Annotated in this window: 12 protein-coding genes; 9 read left to right on the forward strand and 3 right to left on the reverse strand. The window is 71.7% G+C overall.

Annotated features, from left to right (window positions below):
- Nucleotides 1-129: 129 nt before the first annotated feature.
- From ACIBCK_RS03075 to ACIBCK_RS03100, 6 genes are all read left to right on the forward strand, one after another.
- Entirely contained in the window at nt 130-1,347 is a 1,218-nt protein-coding gene (locus ACIBCK_RS03075) for a prenyltransferase/squalene oxidase repeat-containing protein (protein WP_399386313.1), read from the forward strand.
- Entirely contained in the window at nt 1,344-2,033 is a 690-nt protein-coding gene (locus ACIBCK_RS03080; protein WP_399386314.1) for an SCO2322 family protein, read from the forward strand. The genes ACIBCK_RS03075 and ACIBCK_RS03080 overlap by 4 nt, the downstream gene beginning before the upstream one ends.
- Before the next feature lie 15 nt (nt 2,034-2,048).
- Complete coding sequence (locus tag ACIBCK_RS03085) at nt 2,049-3,233, forward strand: energy-coupling factor transporter transmembrane component T (RefSeq protein ID WP_399386315.1); 1,185 nt, start codon at nt 2,049-2,051, stop codon at nt 3,231-3,233.
- The gene (locus ACIBCK_RS03090) at nt 3,230-4,915 is read left to right on the forward strand and encodes an ABC transporter ATP-binding protein (protein WP_399386316.1); all 1,686 of its coding nucleotides are present in this window, start codon (nt 3,230-3,232) and stop codon (nt 4,913-4,915) included. Before ACIBCK_RS03085 ends, ACIBCK_RS03090 begins: the two co-directional genes overlap by 4 nt.
- A complete protein-coding gene (locus ACIBCK_RS03095; protein ID WP_399386317.1) occupies nt 4,912-5,745 on the forward strand; it encodes an ECF transporter S component in 834 nt (277 codons plus the stop codon). The genes ACIBCK_RS03090 and ACIBCK_RS03095 overlap by 4 nt, the downstream gene beginning before the upstream one ends.
- A gap of 323 nt (nt 5,746-6,068) precedes the next feature.
- Nucleotides 6,069-6,548 carry a transglycosylase SLT domain-containing protein gene (locus tag ACIBCK_RS03100; RefSeq protein WP_399387216.1) on the forward strand — a complete coding sequence of 160 codons (480 nt, stop codon included), beginning with the start codon at nt 6,069-6,071 and terminating at the stop codon, nt 6,546-6,548.
- An 84-nt stretch (nt 6,549-6,632) separates the two neighbouring features.
- On the opposite strand, the gene ACIBCK_RS03105 is transcribed toward ACIBCK_RS03100, so the two are convergent.
- Nucleotides 6,633-7,802 (reverse strand): steroid 3-ketoacyl-CoA thiolase, encoded by a 1,170-nt coding sequence (locus tag ACIBCK_RS03105; RefSeq protein ID WP_399386318.1) that lies wholly within the window; start codon nt 7,800-7,802, stop codon nt 6,633-6,635.
- 261 nt (nt 7,803-8,063) lie between these two features.
- Between ACIBCK_RS03105 and ACIBCK_RS03110 the strand changes: the two genes are divergently transcribed.
- Both ACIBCK_RS03110 and ACIBCK_RS03115 read left to right on the forward strand, forming a co-directional pair.
- Entirely contained in the window at nt 8,064-9,308 is a 1,245-nt protein-coding gene (locus ACIBCK_RS03110; RefSeq protein ID WP_399386319.1) for a cytochrome P450, read from the forward strand.
- A 195-nt stretch (nt 9,309-9,503) separates the two neighbouring features.
- A complete protein-coding gene (locus ACIBCK_RS03115) occupies nt 9,504-11,126 on the forward strand; it encodes a hypothetical protein (RefSeq protein WP_399386320.1) in 1,623 nt (540 codons plus the stop codon).
- Here the strand turns inward: ACIBCK_RS03115 and ACIBCK_RS03120 are convergent.
- Entirely contained in the window at nt 11,080-13,143 is a 2,064-nt protein-coding gene (locus tag ACIBCK_RS03120) for a bifunctional glycosyltransferase 87/phosphatase PAP2 family protein (RefSeq protein ID WP_399386321.1), read from the reverse strand. The two genes, ACIBCK_RS03115 and ACIBCK_RS03120, sit on opposite strands and share 47 nt — an antisense overlap.
- Nucleotides 13,144-13,639: 496 nt before the next feature.
- Here ACIBCK_RS03120 and proP point away from each other — a divergent pair, with 496 nt between their 5' ends.
- Nucleotides 13,640-15,031: a glycine betaine/L-proline transporter ProP gene (gene proP / locus ACIBCK_RS03125; protein WP_399386322.1), complete on the forward strand. Its 1,392-nt coding sequence runs from the start codon at nt 13,640-13,642 to the stop codon at nt 15,029-15,031.
- Nucleotides 15,032-15,163: 132 nt separating this feature from the next.
- Here the strand turns inward: proP and ACIBCK_RS03130 are convergent, their stop codons facing one another.
- Nucleotides 15,164-16,240 (reverse strand): serpin family protein, encoded by a 1,077-nt coding sequence (locus ACIBCK_RS03130; protein ID WP_399387218.1) that lies wholly within the window; start codon nt 16,238-16,240, stop codon nt 15,164-15,166.
- Nucleotides 16,241-16,424: the final 184 nt, after the last annotated feature.

Raw genomic sequence — 16,424 nt, forward strand, 5'->3', positions numbered from 1 at the left:
CGGCTCGCGTCATCGGGACCTCCGATGGCCGGCACCGTCGAGGTATACGGAGCCGGAGCCGCCCGGTGCCCGTGCCCGCACGCGCCCGTGCTGCCCCGCTCCCCCGCAGGGAGAGGCACCCGCCGCATCATGAATGTTCGCCGCAGCGCAGCGGTCCTGGCCGCCGTCGCCGTGTTCGGTTCGGCCGCAGCACCGGCCGCCTTCGCGGACACCGCGTCCCCGTCGCCCTCCGCCAAGCTGCCCTCCGGTCTGTACGGCGACGCCGACCCCAAGTTCGACGGGGTGTTCCGGCAGTCGTACGCCCTGCTCGCCCAGGACTCGGCCGGTGTGAAGCCCGCCGACAAGGCCGTCGACTGGCTCACCGGCCAGCAGTGCGGGAGCGGTGGTTTCGCCGCGTACCGCGCCGACGCGGGCGAGCCGTGCGACTCCAAGACGATGTTCGACAGCAACGCCACGGCGGCCGCCGTGCAGGCGCTCGCCGCGCTCGGCGGTCAGAAGAAGGCGGTCGACAAGAGCGTCGGCTGGCTGAAGTCGGTGCAGAACAAGGACGGCGGCTGGGGCTACAGCCCCGGCATGGACTCCGACGCCAACTCCACCGGCATCGTCATCGGCGCGCTCACGGCGGCGGGCGAGAAGCCGGAAGGCGTGAAGGCCCAGAGCGGCAAGACGGCGTTCAACGCGCTGCCCAGCCTCTCGATGAGCTGTGACAAGGACGGCGGCGCCTTCGGTCTCGCGGACGTCAAGTCCGGCAAGCTCTCGCCGAACGCGGACGCCACCGCGGCCGGCGTCCTCGGCGCCCACGGCCAGGGCCTGGTCGTGGACGCGGCCAAGAAGAAGGAAGCCGCCGCGAAGTGCGCGAAGGCCGACACCGCCGAGCAGGCGGCGGCCAACGGCACCGGCTACCTCCTGAAGACCCTCGCCAAGGGTGACGACCACCTGATGTCGTCGATGCCCGGCGCGAAGAACATGCCCGACCTCGGCAACACCGCGGACTCCGTGCTCGCGCTCGCCGCGGCCGGCCAGCCCGAGCAGGCCGAGAAGTCGGCCCAGTGGCTGTCGAAGAACTCGGCGGACTGGGCCGAGAAGTCCGGCCCCGCCGCCTACGCCCAGCTGATCTTCGCCGCCCACGCCGCGGGCATGGACCCGCGCGACTTCGGCGGCACGGACCTGGTCAAGCAGCTCAATGCCCAGGGGCCGGCCCCGCAGGCGGCCGAGCAGGCAGCCGACGAGAAGAAGGACGACGACGGCAGCGGCGTGAGCATCTGGTGGATCATCGGCGTCGGCATGGTCGCCGGTATCGGCATCGGCTTCCTGTACAGCGGCAACAAGAAGAAGCAGCAGCTGTGACGCGGGGTCGCGTGCGGCGCGGGCGCCTGGTGATCGGGGCGCTCCTCGTCGCCCTGCTCGGTGTCCTCGCCGCCGCCCCCGCCCAGGCAGGCACCGGCTACCGCTACTGGTCCTTCTGGGACCGGGACGGCGCGAAGTGGGCGTATGCCAGCCAGGGGCCGAGCACCGCCCGTCCCGACGACGGGGCCGTCCAGGGCTTCCGGTTCGCCGTGTCCGAGGACTCGAAGGACGCCGCGCAGCCGCGCGGCGCCGCTGACTTCGGCACGATCTGCGCCAAGACCCCCGCCAAGGACGACCGCAAGCGGATCGCCCTGGTCATCGACTTCGGCGCACCGGGTGACGCCCCCGCCGGGGAGACCCCGCCGAAGCCCCGTACCGCCTGCGCGCAGGTCGCGGACGACGCGACGAGCGCGGACGCCCTCGCCGCGGTCGCCAAGCCCCTGCGCTACGACAGCAACGCCCTGCTGTGCGCCATCGCCGACTACCCCAAGTCGGGCTGCGGCGAGCAGGTGTCGGGCAACGGCCGCTCCGAGGACGCGGAGAAGAAGCCGTCCGCGAGCGAGTCCGGCGAGTCCGCGGGGAAGGACGACTCCGGTGGCCCCTCCGTCGGCCTGATCGCGGGCGTCGCCGTCATCGCCCTGCTCGGCGGGGCCGCCGTCTGGCAGGCACGCCGCCGACGCGGCTGACCGCACGACGACACGATGACCGATCACACGAGCGCCGCTCCCGGTGCGCTGCGGCGGCGGCTGGCCCCCGAAGCGCACCGGAGCAACGCGCTGCACCCCGGCGCCTGGTGGGTGTGGGCGCTCGGGCTCGGCGTCGCGGCGTCCCGCACCACCAACCCCCTGCTGCTCGGTCTCCTGATCGGCGTCGCGGGCTACGTCGTCGCGGCGCGCAGGACATCGGCGCCGTGGGCGCGGTCGTACGGCGCGTTCGTGAAGCTCGGCCTCGTCGTCATCGCGATCCGGCTCGTCTTCGCCGTCGTCCTCGGCTCCCCCATCCCCGGTACGCACGTCATCGTGACGCTCCCCGAAGTGCCGCTGCCCGACTGGGCGAAGGGCGTACGGATCGGCGGCCGGGTGACGGCCGAGGGGCTGCTCTTCGCGCTCTACGACGGGGTGCGCCTGGCCGGTCTCCTCATCTGTGTGGGCGCCGCCAACGCCCTCGCAAGCCCCGCACGGCTGCTCAAGTCGCTGCCGGGCGCGCTGTACGAGGTGGGGGTCGCCATCGTCGTGGCGATGACGTTCGCACCGAACCTGATCATGGATGTGCAGCGCCTGCGGGCCGCGCGGCGCCTTCGCGGGCGCGCGGACAAGGGCATCCGGGGGCTGCTCCAGGTCGGACTGCCCGTCCTGGAGGGCGCGTTGGAGCGGTCGGTCGCCCTGGCCGCCGCGATGGACGCGCGCGGCTTCGGCCGCAGCGCGCCGGTGCCCGCCGGGGTGCGCAGAGTGACGGCGTTCCTGACGCTCGGCGGTCTGATGGGCGTCTGCGTGGGCACGTACGGCCTGCTCACGGCGGACGGCACGGCCTACGGCCTGCCCGTCCTCGCCGTCGGTCTCCTCGCCGCGCTCGCCGGGCTCCGCCTCGGCGGCCGGCGCTCCGTGCGCACCCGCTACCGCCCCGACCCGTGGGGCGTGCGCGCCTGGCTCGTCGCCGGGTCGGGGATCGCCGTGGCGGGCCTGATGATCTGGGCCGCCACGTACGACGCGTCCGCCCTGCACCCCGGGGTCGTCCCCCTGACGGCGCCGACGCTGCCGCTGTGGCCCGCCGCCGCCGTGCTCATCGGCCTGCTGCCCGCCTTCGTGGCGCCGGTGCCCGCCGATGCCGCCGCTCCCGTACGTCCTGCTCGCCCCGCTCGCACCGCTCGCACCGAGGAGCCCTCATGATCCGCTTCGAGGATGTCTCCGTGACGTACGAGGGAGTCGCGGAGCCCACCGTGCGCGGGGTCGATCTCGCCGTGCCCGAGGGTGAGTTGGTGCTCCTCGTCGGCCCTTCCGGGGTCGGCAAGTCGACACTGCTCGGCACGGTGAGCGGCCTCGTGCCGCACTTCACCGGGGGCACGCTGCGGGGCCGGGTGACGGTGGCGGGGCGCGACACCCGTACGCACAAACCGCGTGAACTCGCCGATGTCGTCGGCACGGTGGGCCAGGACCCCCTCTCGCACTTCGTGACGGACACCGTCGAGGACGAACTGGCCTACGGGATGGAGTCGCTCGGGCTCGCGCCCGACGTGATGCGCCGCCGGGTCGAGGAGACCCTGGACCTGCTCGGGCTCGCCGATCTGCGCGAGCGCCCCATCGCCACGCTCTCCGGCGGCCAGCAGCAGCGCGTCGCCATCGGCTCGGTGCTCACGCCGCACCCCGAGGTCCTCGTCCTCGACGAACCGACGTCGGCACTCGACCCGGCCGCCGCCGAGGAGGTGCTCGCCGTACTGCAGCGGCTCGTGCACGACCTCGGCACGACGGTCCTGATGGCCGAGCACCGCCTTGAGCGGGTCGTGCAGTACGCCGACCAGGTGCTGCTGCTCGCGGCGCCGGGCGAGCCGCCGGTGCTCGGGGACCCCGCCTCGCTGATGGCCCGCTCCCCGGTCTACCCGCCGGTCGTCGGCCTCGGCCGCCTCGCGGGCTGGTCCCCGCTGCCGCTGACGGTGCGCGACGCGCGGCGCAGGGCGGCAGGGCTGCGGGAGCGCCTGGCCGAGGTCGAGCCCCGGGAGCAGGTCGTGACCGTGCGCCCCGATGAGCGCCCCGCGACGCTCCTGGGCCGGCTCCGTGGACGTACGAAGGGGGACGCACCCGAAGCGGCGGCCGCCGTGGTCTCCGCCCTGGCCGTACGCCGGGGCCGGGTGGAGGCACTGCGCCGCGTGGACCTCACCGTCTCCGCGGGCGAGACGGTGGCCCTGATGGGCCGCAACGGCGCCGGGAAGTCCACGCTCCTGTCCACCCTGGTGGGCCTGCTCGAACCGGCGGCGGGCTCGGTCCGCGTCGGCGGGGCGGTCCCGCACCGCACCGGGCCGCGCGAGCTGATCCGCCACGTGGGCCTGGTCCCCCAGGAACCCCGTGACCTCCTCTACGCGGACACGGTGGCCGCCGAGTGCGCGGCGGCCGACCATGACGCGGGGGCGGAGCCGGGCACCTGCCGGGCGCTGGTCACCGAGCTGCTCCCCGGCATCGCGGACGACACACACCCCCGCGACCTCTCGGAGGGCCAGCGCCTCACCCTGGCCCTGGCGATCGTCCTGACGGCCCGCCCTCCCCTGCTCCTGCTCGACGAGCCGACCCGCGGCCTGGACTACGCGGCCAAGGCCCGTCTGGTCACGCTCCTGCGCGGCCTCGCCGCCGAGGGGCACGCGATCGTCCTGGCCACGCACGACGTGGAACTGGCGGCGGAACTGGCCCACCGGGTGGCGATCCTCGCCGACGGGGAGATCGTCGCCGACGGCCCGACCCCGGAAATCGTGGTCGCGTCGCCGTCCTTCGCCCCGCAGACCACCAAGATCCTCGCCCCGCAGAAGTGGCTGACGGTCACGGAGGTCCGGGACGCCCTCGGTGCCGATGGCGGTACCCCGTGAGCGGCTCCCCCGCGGCCCGGCAGGCCCGCCCCATCCGCCTCGGCCCGCGCTCGGTCGGCGCCCTCGCGCTCGTCAGCGCGGTCGGCGTCGTGGCCTTCGGGTGGCCGCTCATCGCGGGCGGTGAATCGGGGCTGAGCGCGCACGCCCAGGACGCGCCCTGGCTGTTCGCGGCCCTGCTGCCGCTGCTGCTGGCCGTCGTCGTGGCGACCATCGCGGACGTCGGGCTCGACGCGAAGGCCATCGCGATGCTCGGGGTGCTCGCCGCCGCGGGTGCCGCGCTGCGGCCGCTGGGGGCGGGGACAGCCGGCATCGAGCCGATGTTCTTCCTCATGGTGCTCAGCGGGCGCGTGCTCGGACCCGGGTTCGGGTTCGTGCTCGGCGCCGTGTCCATGTTCGCCTCCGCGCTGCTCACCGGTGGCGTCGGCCCGTGGATGCCGTTCCAGATGCTGTCCATGGGGTGGGTCTGCATGGGCGCGGGGCTGCTGCCCGGCCCCGACCGCATCCGCGGCCGAGGCGAGCTGTGGCTGCTCGCCGCCTACGGGGCCGTCTCGTCCGTCCTGTACGGCACCGTCATGAATCTGCAGGGCTGGCCCTATCTCGGCGGCCTCGCGACCGGCGTCTCCTTCGTGCCCGGCGACCCCGTCGGCGACAACCTGGCCCGCTTCATCGCGTACTGCCTGGCGACCTCGCTGGGCTGGGACCTGCCGCGCGCCGTCGTCACCGTCCTGCTGAGCCTCGCCCTCGGGCCCGCCGTACTGAAGGCGCTGCGCCGGGCCACGCGCCGGGCCGCCTTCGAGGCCCAGGTCACATTCGAGGGGCCGAAGGCGTAGGCGACCGCTGGCTCTCCGTCACATGGAGGGTCCCTTCGCGGTGAGGCGGCCCACAGTACTTTCGTCCTCTACTACGGCGGGCCGTAGCCGCGGCCAACTGGCGCGTACGCGTCAAAACAGGCGCCGACCTGCGGGTTGAGAGCCACGTCACACGAAGGACCTTCCGCGCGCATGCGACATCCACTAGTAAAAAGGGTCATTGCGGAGACGTGGCAGCCCTGTTTCTCTGGATCGAGTCGCACGGCGCCGCCGGCCGCAAGGTCCAGGGCGCCGACGCATTCCCCCAGCCACACCCCCGTGGCCTTCGGCGTGCCCGCGACACCATGTCCCCCACGGAAGGTCACGCTTTGTCCGCCGCGCTCCTGACTCGTATCGCCACCCCGAAGAAGGCCCTCACCGGTACCGCCGTGGCCGCCGCCGCGACCGGCATGCTGTTCATGGCGGGCCCGGCCCAGGCCGCCGCCCCCTCCGAGGCGAAGGCTGCCGCTCCGGCCGCCGCTCCCGCCGCGGCGCCTTCCTCGGCCAAGGCGATCGCGAAGAAGATGATCCCGGACCCCGCTCAGTACAAGGCGTTCAGCAAGATCGTGGAGCACGAGAGCGGCTGGAACCCCAAGGCCACGAACGCCTCCTCCGGCGCCTACGGCCTGGTCCAGGCCCTGCCCGCCTCGAAGATGGCGTCGGCGGGCTCGGACTGGAAGACCAACCCCGAGACCCAGATCAAGTGGGGCCTCGACTACATGAACGACCGCTACGGGAGCCCCGTCGGCGCGTGGAACCACTGGCAGGCCAACGGCTCTTACTGAGCCGCCGGGACCTCCTGAAACACCCGAAGGCGGCCACCCCCTCCCCGGGGGCGGCCGCCTTCGTCGTACGCGAGGAACGGGGCATCAGAGCCGCTGAATGATCGTCCCCGTAGCGACAGCGCCCCCCGCGCACATCGTGATCAGCGCGAACTCCTTGTCCCGCCGCTCCAGCTCATGCAGGGCCGTGGTGATGAGCCGCGCCCCCGTCGCCCCCACGGGGTGCCCCAGCGCGATCGCGCCGCCGTTCACGTTCACCTTCTCCAGGTCCTGCTCGAAGACCTGCGCCCAGCTGAGGACCACCGACGCGAACGCCTCGTTGATCTCCACCAGGTCGATGTCCTTCAGGGACATTCCCGCCTTGCCGAGCACCGCCCGCGTCGCGTCGATCGGACCATCCAGGTGGTAGTGCGGGTCGGCGCCCACCAGCGCCTGCGCCACGATCCGCGCGCGCGGCCTCAGCTTCAGCGCGCGCGCCATCCGCTTCGACGCCCACATGATCGCCGCGGCGCCGTCCGAGATCTGCGAGGAGTTCCCCGCGGTGTGCACGGCGGTCGGCATCACCGGCTTGAGCCGCTCGAGGCCCTCCATCGTGGTGTCCCGCAGCCCCTCGTCCCGGTCGACGAGCCGCCACATGCCCTGTCCGGCGGCCTGCTCCTCCTCCGTCGTCGGGACCTGGACGGCGAACGTCTCGCGTTTGAAGCGCTCCTCGGCCCAGGCGGTGCCGGCGCGCTCCTGCGAGATGAGCCCCAGCGAGTCGACGTTCTCCCGCGTGAGACCGCGGTTGCGGGCGATCCGCTCGGCCGCCTCGAACTGGTTGGGCAGGTCGACGTTCCACTCCTCGGGGAACGGCTTGCCCGGACCGTGCTTGGAGCCCGACCCCAGCGGCACCCGTGACATCGCCTCGACGCCGCAGCTGATCCCCACGTCGATGACACCGGCCGCGACCATGTTGGCGACCATGTGGCTCGCCTGCTGCGAGGAACCGCACTGACAGTCCACCGTCGTCGCCGCGGTCTCGTACGGGAGGCCCATCGTGAGCCAGGCCGTGCGCGCCGGGTTCATGGACTGTTCCCCGGCGTGGGTGACCGTGCCGCCCACGATCTGCTCGACGCAGTCGGCGTGGATGCCCGTGCGGCCGAGGAGCTCGCGGTAGGTCTCGCCGAGCAGATAGGCGGGGTGGAGATTGGCGAGCGCGCCGCCGCGCTTGCCTATGGGGGTGCGTACGGCTTCGACGATGACAGGTTCCGCGGCCATGGGCGTCCTCTCCATCCACATCCCGCGTGCGTGTCCCGGCACCCACGCGGAGAACTAGTACGCGTTCTAGTTCTGCATGCAGTCTGCTGAGCGTGACCCCACCGCCGCAAGGGGCTTGCACGCACCTTGCGCACTACCCGCACGAAAGCCGTGCGGTCGCGGGCCTTGCCTCTTGTAGAACCCGTTACTACCTTGCGGGCATCTCCTGATGGACCGTCAGGAACGTTGCAGAGATGACAGACCTGAATCCTGGAGTTGCCGATGCCCTGTCCAGCGCTGCCCGACGGGTTCGACTTCACCGACCCCGACCTGCTCCAAGAGCGCGTACCCCTCCCGGAGTTCGCCCAGTTGCGGCAGACGGAACCGGTGCGCTGGATCACCCAGCCGCCGCGCATCTCCGGCTTCGACGACGCGGGCTACTGGGCCGTCACGCGGCACGCGGACGTCAAGTACGTCTCCACGCACCCCGAGTTGTTCTCCTCCAACCTCAACACCGCGGTCATCCGCTTCAACGAGTCGATCAGCCGCGACCAGATCGAAGTACAGAAGATGATCATGCTCAACATGGACCCGCCCGAGCACACCCGGGTCCGCCAGATCGTGCAGCGCGGCTTCACGCCCCGCGCCATACGGTCCCTGGAGGACGCCCTGCGCGAGCGCGCGGGCTCCATCGTCGAGACGGCCCTGGCGAACGCCGCGGCCGACGGCTCCTTCGACTTCGTCACGAACGTCGCCGTGGAACTTCCCCTCCAGGCCATCGCCGAGCTCATCGGCGTGCCCCAGGACGACCGGACGAAGATCTTCGACTGGTCCAACAAGATGGCCGCCTACGACGACCCCGAGTACGCGATCACCGAGGAGGTCGGCGCCGAGGCGGCCATGGAGATCGTCTCGTACGCGATGAACCTCGCCGCCGCCCGCAAGGAGTGCCCGGCCAAGGACATCGTGAGCCAGCTGGTGGCCGCCGAGGACGAAGGCAACCTCTCCTCCGACGAGTTCGGCTTCTTCGTCATCCTGCTCGCGGTGGCCGGCAACGAGACCACCCGTAATGCCATCACCCACGGCATGCACGCCTTCCTCACCCATCCGGAGCAGTGGGAGCTCTTCAAGCGCGAGCGCCCTGCGACCACCGCCGAGGAGATCGTGCGCTGGGCCACCCCCGTCGTCTCCTTCCAGCGCACCGCGACCCAGGACACCGAGATCGGCGAGGCGAAGATCAAGAAGGGCGACCGCGTCGGGATCTTCTACTCGTCGGCCAACAACGACCCCGACGTGTTCGAAGAGCCGGAGAAGTTCGACATCTCCCGTGACCCGAACCCGCACCTCGGATTCGGCGGCGGAGGGCCCCACTTCTGCCTCGGCAAGTCGCTCGCGGTCCTGGAGATCAACCTCATCTTCAACGCGATCGCGGACGCGCTGCCCGATCTGCGGCTGGTCTCCGACCCCCGCAGGCTCCGCTCGGCATGGCTGAACGGGGTCAAGGAACTGCAGGTCAGCACGGGCTGACCCGCTGCCAGGGAGGCAGGGGCGATTCCCCCCCTACGCCCTGCCCCTGCCTCCCCCTGGCGGCCTGCCGCCCGCACCCTGTCCGATCAGGGGGCAGATCCGGCCAGGCGCCGCCCGGAACCAACGTTTCTGTTGCGGGGCGCGTCTTGAGAAGCAAGCCTTGCTTCTCCAAGACTTCGAACGGAAACGGTTGCCGTGGTCTCCGCAGGTCTCCCCCTCGCGCCGTCGGGCAGCGCACCCAATGAGCGGAAGGCCTCCCTCCGCGCCTTCTGCCGACGCAACCGGATTCCGCTCACCGCCACACTGCCCACTCTTCCGCTGTACGCGGTGTGGACGGCCTTCCTCGCCACGGGTGGCGGCGACCTGGCGGCGCAGTACGCGTGGGCGCGCTTCGCGTCCGAGCACGGGGCCTCCGCGTACGGCCTGTTCTGGTACGGCGGCATGCACACCGCCAACTACTCCTTGATCTCGCCCTACTTGATGGCCGCCGTGGGCGTGAAGACGGTGACGGTGGTGTCGGGCGTCGCCGGTGCCTGGCTGGTCGCCGCGCTCGTCGAACGCACCGGGATACGGCGCCCCCTGTGGCCCGCCGTGCTCGCCTCCCTCGCGGTGTGGTGCAACGTCGCGTCGGGGCGCACGACCTTCGCGCTCGGCATCGCCTTTGGATTCGCCGCCTGCCTGATGCTCGTACGGGAGCGGCGCGTGGCGGCGGCCGTGGCGTGCGCGACGCTGGCCACCATGTCCAGCCCGGTGGCGGGGCTCTTCCTCGTGGTGGCGGGCGCCGCCTACTTCCTCGTACGGGACTGGGGCCGGGCCGCCGCCCTGATCGTGCCGCCGGTGGTGGTCGTGGGGGCGACCACCGTGCTCTTCCCGTTCAACGGCGAGCAGTTGATGCCCTTCGACCGGATCTTCCCGCCCGTGCTGTTCAGCCTGGCGCTCATCGCGGCGGCTCCGCGCGAGTGGCGCGTGCTGCGGTGGGGGGCGGGCGTGTACGCGGCGGGGACGGTCCTGACGTATCTCATCCCGTCCCCGATCGGCACGAACGTGGAGCGCCTCGCCGAGCTGCTCGCGCCCACCGCGCTGCTCGCCGCGCTGCTGCTGCCCGCACTGTCCCGCGTACGCCGCATCGTGCTCACCGTCGCGCTCGTGCTGTCCACGGCCTGGGTGACACAGAAGACGGTGGCCGATCTGACGGTGTCCACGACCGTGCCCAAGTGGGCCGCCGACACCCGCGGCGTGGTGCGGGAACTCGATCGGCTCGGCGCCGACCGGGGGCGCGTGGAGGTGGTCCCGGCCCGCAACCACCGCGAGGCGACGGCCCTGGCGCCGTACGTGAACATGGCGCGCGGCTGGAACCGTCAGCTCGACATCGAGCGCGGCCGCCTCTTCTACGACGGGTCCTTCTCCGCGTCCACCTACCGGGCCTGGCTGGACAAGTGGGCGGTCGGCTATGTGGTGCTGCCGTCGGGCAAGCCGGACGGCTTCGCCGAGGACGAGGCGGCCCTGGTCGCCAGTGGCCCCGGCTGGCTCGAACCGGTCTGGCGGGACGCGCACTGGCAGGTGTTCCGGGTGCGGGACTCGGTGCCGATGGTGTCGAAGCCCGCGACCGTCGTGCGGTCCACCGACTCCGCCATGGTGGTGCGCGTCCCCTCGCGGGGGCCGGTGACGCTGCGCCTGGTGTACTCGCGGTGGCTCCGGGCGGAGGGAGCCTGCCTGCAGCGGCAGGGCGAGTTCACCCGGCTCACGGTCTCCGCACCGGGGACGTACGAGATCAGCTCGGGGTACGGTCCTTCGCCGAGTCCTTCGTCATGTCGATGACCGGCGGCCGTGCCCCCGTGGCCACCTTCAGGGAGCCGGCCACCCGGGGCCCGGCCAGGAGGTAGCCGAGGCCGAAGCCCGCGCCGACGACGGCCGCGCCGCCCACCGCGTCGAGGACCCAGTGGTTTCCGGTGGCGACGATCGCGGAGACCGTGCACAGCGGATGCAGCAGGCCGAGCGCCTTCATCCACAGCTTCGGCGCGAGGATCATGATCACCACACCGCACCACAGCGACCAGCCGAAGTGCAGCGAGGGCATCGCCGCGTACTGATTGGTGAGCGCGGTCAGCGTGCCGTAGTCGGGCTGGGTGAAGTCCTGCACGCCGTGCACCGTGTCGATGAAGCCGAGCTCGGGCATCAGGCGCGGCGGGGCCAGCGGGTAGAGCCAGAACCCGACGAGCGCGAGGACCGTCGCGAAGCCGAGCGCGGTGCGTGCCCAGCGGTAGTCGGCGGGGCGCCGGACGTAGAGCAAACCGAGGACGGTCAGCGGCACCACGAAGTGGAACGAGGTGTAGTAGAAGTTGAAGAACTCCTCCAGCCAATCGACCTTCACCACCGCGTGGTTGACCCAGTGCTCGATGTCGATGCGCAGGAACTGCTCGATCGCGTAGACGTGTTCGCCGTGCTGCTCGGCGGTGGCACGGCCGCCGGAGTTGGTGCCGCCCGTCGCGGCGAGCCGTGCCTGCTGGTAGGCGGAGTAGCCGACGCGGATCAGGAGCAGTTCGAGGAGGAGGTTCGGCCGGGTGGTGACCCGCCGCCAGAACGGAAGCAGGGGCACCCAAGTCCAGCGCGCGGGCGGGGGTTTGGCGTAATCGGTGGCGATGGGCTCTTGGTACCGCGGGTCCGTGCGGGAGAGGAACGGCACCACCGTGGCCGCGGCGAGCGCGGCGATCAGCACGACGTTGTCGCGGATGGGCTCCACGACCGGCATGTTCGGCAGCATCATCTTCGCCGGCAGCGTCGACACGAGGACGACGGCCACCGGCCACATGTACCGGTCGGACTGCTTCCTGCCGACCCGGCCGACCACCGCGAGCAGCACCCACAGGAGTTGGTGCTGCCAGGTCGTCGGGGACACGGCGACGGCTACGCAGCCGGTGATCGCGACGGCGAGCAGCAGCTGCCCGTCCTTGGCGAAGCGGACGGCGCGGCGCACGCCGAACCAGACGACGGTCACGCCAAGGGCCACGAACACGCCGATCTCCAGCGGCCCTTCGAGGCCGAACCGGAGCAGGGCGCCGTGCAGCGACTGGTTGGCCAGACCGTCCGGGCTCGCGCCGAGGCCCGCGCCCGCCAGGTGATGGATCCAGTACGTCCACGAGTCGTGCGGCATCGCGGCCCAGGCGAGGGCGGTGACCGCGAGGAAGGTGGCGCCGGTGGACGCCGTGGCGCGCCTGCGGCCGGTGAACCAGAACAGGGCGGCGAAGAGCAGCAGGGTGGGCTGGAGCGCGGCCCCGATGCCGATGAGGACGCCGCTGGCCCGCTCGCCGCGCACCGCGAAGCAGCCGAGCAGGACGAGGAGTACGGGAATGATGCTGGTCTGGCCCAGGTGCAGGGTGTTGCGCACCGGGAGCGACAGCATCAGGAGGCAGATCGCGACGGGCGCGGCCAGCAGTGAGGTGCGCCGGGACACGGGCTGCGGCAGGGCGCGAGCGGCGACGAGGCCGAGGACCACGACGAGGATCAGCGTGCCGAACGTCCAGCCCCAGCCGAGTGCTTGCTCGGCCGCGCGCGAGAAGGGTTTGAGGACGAGTCCGGCGAAGGGGGTGCCGGTGAACTTGTCCGCGTCGTAGAAGGAACCGTTCACATGCAGGACGCCGTCCGGGCCGATCCAGGTCTCCAGGTCGGTGAGCCGCTCCCCTTTCGGCGTACGCAGGACGACCGCCACCTGTCGTACCGCGAGTACGGCTGCGATCAGCCAGAGGGCGACGCGGAGCGCCCCGATCCGCGTCCTCGGCGTGCCGGGCGTCCCCGCCCCAAAGGCATTTCCCGGTCCTCCGTGCTCAACATTCGCCACGCGCCGTCGGCCCTCCCGCCCCGCTCGTCATCTCTGCTCGGTCCCAACGTCCGGTCGGCTCCGAGAGTTCTCCCCCCGGCCCCGAGATGTGCGGTCGGACCCGAAAGGCTCGCGCCTACGGATAAGACGCACGCAACCCCCATTTCACCTGGCAGCCACACCGCTTTCTACCGGCTTTTGCACAGACTTCCCAACCAGCCTTTTTGTCCGGTTGACGACCGAATCTTTACGGCCCGCCCACCTTTCCTCCATGGAACGACGCCCCGTGCCCCGCGGGGCGGTTCCTCGCGGAAGCCGCGACATAGATCACAAGGACGTCTTCTCGCCGCCGTCACAAGCGGAACCATTTGCCCTGGATAGCGGCGCTTTCCGCGCAGTGTGCGGTTGGCCGGACACCGACCGTAATGATGCCGCCTACACCTATGGTCGCTTGCGGGCCGCCCCGCGCTGGGCGGCTCTGTACTTGCAGTCAACCGAGAGGCAGGCGAGCGAACCCTTGCCGGCAGCCGCATCCGTCGCACCCGTCGCCCCGCAGACCCAGGCCCCTCCGTCCGCGCACGCCTCGGCGGACGTCACCGTCGTCGACCCGGCGCTGGTCAAGCGGGCGGTGAAGGCGGCGGCCCTCGGCAACGCGATGGAGTGGTTCGACTTCGGTGTCTACAGCTACATCGCCGTGACACTGGGCAAGGTCTTCTTCCCCTCGGGCAACCCCACGGCCCAACTGCTCTCCACGTTCGGCGCCTTCGCCGCGGCTTTCCTGATCCGCCCGCTCGGCGGCATGGTCTTCGGCCCGCTCGGCGACCGCATCGGCCGCCAGAAGATCCTCGCCCTCACCATGATCATGATGGCGGCGGGAACCTTCGCGATCGGCCTGATCCCGTCCTACGCCTCCATCGGTGTGGGTGCCCCGATCCTGCTCCTGCTCGCCCGCCTGGTGCAGGGCTTCTCGACGGGCGGTGAGTACGCGGGCGCGGCCACGTTCATCGCCGAGTACGCACCCGACAAGAAACGGGGCTTCCTCGGCAGCTGGCTGGAGTTCGGCACCCTCGCCGGCTACATCGGCGGCGCGGGCCTGGTCACCCTGATGACGGCCCTGCTCTCCACCGATGACCTCCTCTCCTGGGGCTGGCGCATCCCGTTCCTGATCGCGGGCCCGATGGGCCTGATCGGCCTGTACCTGCGGATGAAGCTGGAGGAGACCCCGGCGTTCGCCGCGGAGCTCACCAAGGCGCACAAGGACGAGCAGTCCCGCCCGAAGGTGCGCCTGCGCGACATGGTCCAGGGTCAGTGGAAGGCACTGCTCCTGTGCATGGGCCTGGTCCTGGTCTTCAACGTCACGGACTACATGCTCCTGTCGTACATGCCGAGCTACCTGACGAGCGAGCTCAAGTACGACGAGACGCACGGCCTCCTGGTCGTCCTGGCCGTGATGGCGCTGATGATGTGCGTCCAGCCGTTCGCGGGCGCGCTGACCGACCGGGTGGGCCGCCGCCCGGTGATCGCCGCGGGCTGCGTCGGCTTCCTGCTCCTCTCCGTGCCCGCGCTGCTCCTGATCCGCGAGGGCTCGCTCTGGGCGATCGGCCTCGGCATGGCGGCGCTCGGCCTGCTCCTGGTCTGCTTCACGGCCTCGATGCCGTCGACGCTCCCGGCCCTCTTCCCGACCAAGGTCCGCTACGGCTCGCTCTCCATCGGCTTCAACATCTCCGTATCGATCTTCGGAGGCACGACACCGCTGGTGGTGACGGCGCTGATCGGAGCGACGGGGAACATGATGATGCCCGCGTACTACATGATGGCCGCGGCCGTGGTGGGCGGTATCGCGGTGTGGTTCATGACGGAGAGCGCGGGACGTCCGCTGCCGGGGTCGCGTCCGGCGGTGGAGAAGTAGCCCGGCCGCCGGTGGAGAAGTAGCCCGTCCGGCGTTTGAGGACGAACTCGGCGAAGCCGGTGATGACGGCCACCAAGGCCCCCGCGCCGAGCGGGTTTTCGGGAAGGGGCGGGGTTGGGGAAGAACCCGCCCCTACCCCGGGACCCCCGCCTGCCACCCCACAAACAACGGCACCTCCCCCGCCCCATCAAGCACCACAACCCCGAACGGCCGGTTGAAGGCGATCCACTCGATCCGCCGAGGGACATACGGCGCCCCACCGGGAGCCGCCGGCACAGCCGTCACCGCCGCCGCCTCGACCCCCTCCTCCGCAACCCGCACCACGGCCTCCTGCACCACCTGCGATATCGCGAGCTCCTCCGGTGACATCCCGGAGAAGTCGGCCCCCTCGCTCATCGCCCACCGCACACCCAGCTCCGCCAACTGCCGCGTCGCGTCGACCCGCGTCCGCAGGGACATCCGCGGCAGCGCCATGTTGATCTGCTCGGCGTCGATCCCCGTCCAGCGGCCTTCCGGCGCCCACGCGAGCGGCAGCACCTCGGCGGCGCCGGCGCCCGGCTCACCGAGCACGAACCGCACCCGGGCAGGCGCACTCCCGCCGTCCGACCGGCACTTCAGCTCGACGACACTCGCGCCGCCCACGGTCCAGGCGCAGTTCAGCGGAACGGGCCGGTGCATCGTGGGCACCCGGTGCCGCACGCCGAGGGCGTCGGTGAAGTCCTGGTCCCGCGTGCCCGCCCCTTCGAAGGGGATCTCCCAACGCGCCTTGAGCGCAAGCGCGTTGACCAGGACGAGCAGCACGTCCGGAGTGATCACCACCGGCAGCCGCTCGATGAGGCCGTCCGTCGCCTCCCGCACCCACGCGTCGATGCCCTCCGGGTCCATCGGCCCGAATCCCACGTCCGGCAGCGCTTCCCGATAGGCGCGGTACACCGGAACCCGACTCCACACCCGGGTCGCGACGGCCACGGCGTCCGTGCCGCCCAACGCCCGCGCCGCCGCCGTGACCACACCGGCGGCCTCCTCACCCGCGACGCCGAGCAACTCCCGCAGCTCCACGGCGGTCTCCTCCCGCGCGCCCACCGCGACGGCGGCCAGCGCGAGCCACAGCCCGGCGGGCGAGCACACGAAGTCCCCCGCCCCGGCCCCGTCACCGCGCCCCTGCGCCGACCCAAGCCCCGCTCCGGGCCTCACCCCGGGCGAAGCCATCAGCGGCAGCCACCGCTCGGCAAGCCCCCGGATCGCCGCCGCCGGCAACACCTGCCAGACCCCGACCCCGACCCCCACCCCAGCCTCCGACCCAGCCCCATCCCCAGCCCCGTACGTCATCTCAACCCCCGCAGCCCACAGCCCTCGCCCCGCCATCACGGACCGACAACCCCAGTATGCGAGC

The sequence above is a fragment of the Streptomyces sp. NPDC051218 genome, from assembly GCF_044455475.1.
In the GTDB taxonomy this organism is placed as follows: domain Bacteria; phylum Actinomycetota; class Actinomycetes; order Streptomycetales; family Streptomycetaceae; genus Streptomyces.